Annotated in this window: 1 protein-coding gene; it reads left to right on the top strand. The window is 68.5% G+C overall.

The window, feature by feature from the left end:
* The first annotated feature begins 104 nt into the window (after positions 1 to 104).
* Positions 105 to 869, top strand: a complete 765-nt coding sequence (locus C1I97_RS38025; protein WP_111007383.1) for a hypothetical protein — start codon at positions 105 to 107, stop codon at positions 867 to 869.
* Positions 870 to 896 lie beyond the last annotated feature (27 nt).

Genomic DNA, 896 nt, shown 5'->3' with positions numbered 1-896 from the left:
GTGTGGCTCGGCGACGGCGCCACACCGCTGCCTCCCGCCGCGTCCTGGGAGGCCCGCAGCGCATGACCCTTCCCCCCCTCCTGACCCGAAAGCAGAGAACCGGCATGACGAGACAACTCACCACCCACAACGCCACGATCACCACGGCCGCGGTCGAGGTGAAGACCCTCACCATCAGAGGCAAGCAGGTCAGCCTGTCCGTGTTCCGCCAGCTCCGCGAAGAACCCCTGATCGCCGACGACGGCACCCTCAACGGCGTCCCCTGGGGCACCGTCAACTACCACCCCGACAAGTGCACCGACCTGGCCGAGCACTGGCACATCGTCTGGCAGCACGGCCAGGAACTCCGACGGGCACGGGTCTTTGCGAAACCGGACTTCGACCGTGAGCCGTACGAGCACGGCACATTCTGGGCCGAGGAGGCCGATCTCTTCGTCGAGGTGTGGGCCCACGAGTGGCTGCACGGCCGCGTGTCCAACCAGCCGCTGCCGCGCGACCGGCACCACACGTGGGGCGCCGGCCGGTTCCTCACCGAGGTCAAGTTCAACATGGACGGCCTGACCGTCGGCGCCGTCGTGAACGACACAGCAATCAACGCCCTCAATGCCCGGCTCGAACTCGACTACGCCCGCAAGCAGATGGAGAGCAGCGGCTACGACTGGCAGCAGGAGCAGCTCGCGAAGGCTGAGGCGCGGGCCGCCGACACCCTCGCGGCACTGGACGCCGGCATCGACGACTGGAACATCACGTTCGACGAAGCGCACGCCGCCTACCGGAAGGCGGTCGCGGACGAGGTCGCGCGCCGCCGACGGCACCGGGACGTCCGCGCGACTCTCGCTCAACTCCCGCAGCTGTTCATCGCCGTCTGACCGACCGGCACCCAACCCCGAGAGGAC

Source organism: Streptomyces sp. NTH33 (genome assembly GCF_003236365.1).
GTDB lineage: Bacteria > Actinomycetota > Actinomycetes > Streptomycetales > Streptomycetaceae > Streptomyces.
This window is presented reverse-complemented; position numbering and strand designations above follow the sequence as displayed.